This window comes from Synechococcus sp. WC10meta, from assembly GCF_047461475.1.
Genome location: NZ_JANSHF010000033.1, coordinates 1 through 3,909, shown reverse-complemented (window position 1 = coordinate 3,909; position 3,909 = coordinate 1). Strand labels below are relative to the sequence as shown.

Sequence of the window (3,909 nt, the reverse complement as noted above, 5' to 3'; positions counted from 1 at the left end):
GGCACTTTGCCTAGGCTAAAGTTGGCTCCGTCTTTAGCCGGTGTGCCTTATGGGGGCAAGGAGCACCTACCTGCAGCAAGGCCTACGGCCCGCTATCGCGATCGCGGGGAAGTGACGCCTGTGGAGATCCCTCTGGCGGGGTGGCAGGGGTAAACTCTGCCCCTAGCCACGGGTCGTGGAAGCAGGAAGAAAGCGTCAACCTGGAGCAAAAGTCCGCTTTTGTCCAGCGCTGTATAAGTCTTTCAGAGCGGTCAGCCAAAGTTACCCAGAAGCCGGTCTCCTCCTTTGGGGAGCGGGGAGTGTCATGATGGACTGGAGCCACCCAAGAACCTGCCCGTATGACCACCGCTGCTTTACCTCGTCGTCGCTCTCACTTGTCCCTGGCCGGCACTTTGGCTGCCGTTGGGGGGGCACTGCTGTGTGGGATCCTGGTAGTGCAGCTCCAGTTGCCCATGTTGGAGCGGATCAACCTGGAGGCCATAGAAAATGCCGAGGTCCGCAAAAACCGCAACATTGCCCTGGCCAATACCTTGGGCTGGCTGGGCTACCGCAATCTGGGAGCTTCCTGGCTGTGGTTAGAGCTGATCCAGTACTACGGCGACGCCCGCGCCCGCGCCCAGACCGGCTACGGCCTTGCCTACGAGTACTTTGACCACATGCTGCGGCTGGATCCCTCTTTCTTCCAGGGCTACCGACTGTCTAGCTTGGTGTTGGCCTATTGGGCCGGTCAGCCGGAAAAAGCTATCGAGATTTTGGATCGCGGCCTACAGCAGTTCAACCCCCAGAACAATCCCGATGCCTGGCGGCTCTATGTGGATCGGGCCCTGATCAATTTCATGTTTCTGGGGGATGCGGAAGCAGGTCGCAATGACTACTACCAAGCCGCGGCCTGGCGGGAGCAGGTGGGCTTGCCCGGCGACGACTTTCGCCAGTTGGGGGACAACATTGCCCGCAGCCCTTTCAGTCGCCGTTCTCGCTTCGATGTCTGGCTGAGCGTGTTTAACGCCACCAGCGACCGGGACACCCGCTTGTTTGCCCTAAAGCAACTGGCCCAACTGGGCAGGGTTTTGCGGACGCTGCCCACAGGTGAAGTGGAAATTCTCCCGCCTCCCCTGCCTGATGGGATCGAGGGAGAGCCCTATCGCCTCCGCCTGTAATTCGACTGCCAGCGCAAAGATTGTGCTCCAGGAGCAGGCTCTGCTGAGCTGAACTCTAGCCCGAATTCTGCTGTTTGCTTGAGGTGGTTGGCCAAAAGCCGTGTCTTTTGGCTAGGAAAGTTAGCTTTCCTTGTGCGAAAGGTGGCAGCCACCGTCCCAGGGAGCAGCAGCTACCCTTGTAGAAGCCTCTAGGGACGCTCTAGGGCTTGGGTTTGTTCCCAGAGTTTTTCTTGACTTCACCTTAGGAGTGACCCCTATGAGCTCAAAAACTTCCCTCCCGATGACGGCGGCTGTCCTTGCCAGCAGTTGGGTTATCCTGCCTGCAGCAGCCCAATCTTTCGAGACAGTGCGAGTGCGGTCGGTGGTCGATGGGGACACCTTCTGGGCAGACCTAAACGACAGGCCAACCCGTTTTCGCCTTGCCTATGTAGATGCGCCGGAGCTGACGCAGGGACAGTGGGGACGGCTCTCGCAGGAGGCTTTGCAAAAGCTGCTGCCACCGGGATCCCTGGTGCAGGTCGACACTCTCTACGTCACCCCAGAGGGGCTGCACATTGTCGAGGTGTACAACGCCGATGGCCTGGTGAGTTTGGAGATGCTGCGCCAAGGACAGGCGGTGGTCTACGAGCGCTTTTTGCACGAGGCCAACCGGGAGCGCTACCTAGAAGCTCAAGGGATCGCGCAGGCGGCACACCGTGGTTTTTGGCAACAACCCAAGCCGGTGATGCCGTGGGAGTTTCGAGAAACAGCGCTGCAAACTGTAGCTTTTGCAGGGCCTTACGCTTTGGAGGGGTCTTTCCTGCGGGAAAACCCAGCCGCAGCAGCAGGTGTGGGTATTGCCACGGCGGTGGTGATGGTGGGGCTAGGCAAACTGCTGTGGAAAAAGTCCAGCCAGCAGGGGGTAGGCATCCGGCAGCTGGAGCGGGATCTAAAACACCTGCAGCGCAGCCTGACCACAACCCTGGCCAGCCGTAAGCAACTGGAACGGAAGTACACTCAACTCCTGCAAAAGGCCGAGGATTGGTTGGTCAGAGCCCAAAGGGTTCTCCTCTAGTCCTTGATTCACCGGACCTAACCAACCTTCTGCCTTGACGTAGATGGGCTGAGCTAGTAGGCTAGCAGGTACATCTTCTTGGGTAGGCGTTTTGCCTAGGCTAAAGTTGGCTCCGTCTTTAGCCGGTGTGCCTTATGGGGGCAAGGAGCAACTACCTGCAGCAAGGCCTACGGCCCGCTATCGCGATCGCGGGGAAGTCACGCCTGTGGAGATCCCTCTGGCGGGGTAGTGGAGGTGAACTCTACTACTAGCTACGGATCGTGGAAGCAGGAAGAAAGCCTCAACCCCGAGTGAAAGTCTGCTTTTGCCCGGGGTTGTATAAGTCTTTCAGAGCGGCTATCCAGCATAACCAGGACGAGCTGGCACGCCAGGCTTTGGTGCAGCGAGACCAACATCTCAGGGCGGCAGAGATCGTTCGCTGCTCCCTAGAGGAGGTGGAAGCCCAGGCAGTTGCCCTTCGCGAGGGCATTTTCCACCTAGAAAGCCAGATTGCAATGGCCAAGCTGGAACAGGAGAGGAACACCTAAGCTTCTTCGTAAGTAGGGGTGCCCCAGTGGAAGCCCCCGGAGGAAGGGGTCTCAAGGCAGTTTCTGCAGCATGGCCGGCCCTGGCGCAGGGTTGCAGCAGGAGGTTGACCTGCAGATCACCCCGTGTCCAGCCGACTACCTTCGGTTTTGCCTCCTGTCTGGGCAGCGCTGCGCTTCAGCCCCCTAGGTTTCGCGAGGAGTTCTCACGCCTGAAGAAAGGATCTCTCCCCCCGAAGAGGGTAGAGGGCTTGGCTCTGCGCATTGGCGAAACGGTTGTTAGGGATCCCCGTAGCCAGAGACTCAAGTTGCAGCCTAGTAGGGGGAGGCAGGGGTTGCCTAGATTGGGATCAAGGCGGCTGGGCCTCGAGGCAGGGGCAGGGTTATAGACTGGGAAAGGATTCGGTGAGAGAAAGCTGCTGCTGTGGGCTCTTGTTCTAGCTTTAGCGCAGCGTGGAGTACAACGTGGGAGCAATGGCCTTCTTAGCTTGCTGTTCCTCTTTCCCTCGGCGTTGGGGGAGAGCGCTACAAAGCTGGGGGAGCTGGACAGGACTGTTGCTCCTGGCTCTGCAACTGGGGCAGTCTGCTGGGGCTCAAGAGACCCAAGTCTGGATTGGCACTGGCCAGATCCTGAGCGGCCAAGGACAGGGAGCAACGGTGCAACTGGTTCTGGAAACAGGAGGCGGACGGATTTGGAGCCAGTCGGGGCCAGCTTTGGATGCGCCCTTTTCTGGCGAACAGATTTCGGTTACCAGCGGCGATGGCACCTGGCAAATCCAACCCCAAGGGGATCAGTTGGTGGTGACCTTTTACCGCGGTGAGCAGATCATCCGCTGGCAACTACGCCCTGTGGGCAAGGTGCCAACTTCTTCTTCCCCTCTGCCACCTGCCTCTTGGAGGGGCGAGACTCCCCAGCCCCTGGCTTTGCCTAAGCGAGAGCTAGTTCTTCCTGTCCTCAATCTGCTGCGCCATCCCTAAAGGATGGGGGTGTTCTTGCTTTGCTTGCTGCCAAAGCGCCTCTAGCTCTTGAGGGCGGCGGCCTTCGAGAGGGGAGTCTTGTTCTGCCTGTTGCCGCGCCAGCTCTTCCAGGCGCAAAAAGCGGCGAGCAAGGCGCAGGTTTGTCTGGGTCCTGTCTCTTATACACATCTGACGCTGCCGACGATCTTACGCGTGT

The 3,909-nt window shown here is 59.1% G+C and carries 4 protein-coding genes; all 4 read left to right on the top strand.

Features of this window, described 5'->3' with window-relative positions; genetic code table 11:
- Positions 1 to 338: 338 nt before the first annotated feature.
- The 4 genes from NW804_RS10265 (at position 339) to NW804_RS10250 (ending at position 3,713) form a co-directional block, all read left to right on the top strand.
- Positions 339 to 1,157 (top strand): hypothetical protein, encoded by an 819-nt coding sequence (locus tag NW804_RS10265; protein WP_414410945.1) that lies wholly within the window; start codon positions 339 to 341, stop codon positions 1,155 to 1,157.
- Between the two features lie 256 nt (positions 1,158 to 1,413).
- Positions 1,414 to 2,211: a thermonuclease family protein gene (locus tag NW804_RS10260; RefSeq protein WP_414423481.1), complete on the top strand. Its 798-nt coding sequence runs from the start codon at positions 1,414 to 1,416 to the stop codon at positions 2,209 to 2,211.
- A gap of 377 nt (positions 2,212 to 2,588) precedes the next feature.
- Entirely contained in the window at positions 2,589 to 2,738 is a 150-nt protein-coding gene (locus NW804_RS10255) for a hypothetical protein (RefSeq protein ID WP_414423480.1), read from the top strand.
- 552 nt (positions 2,739 to 3,290) lie between these two features.
- Positions 3,291 to 3,713: a hypothetical protein gene (locus NW804_RS10250; RefSeq protein ID WP_414396367.1), complete on the top strand. Its 423-nt coding sequence runs from the start codon at positions 3,291 to 3,293 to the stop codon at positions 3,711 to 3,713.
- Positions 3,714 to 3,909: the final 196 nt, after the last annotated feature.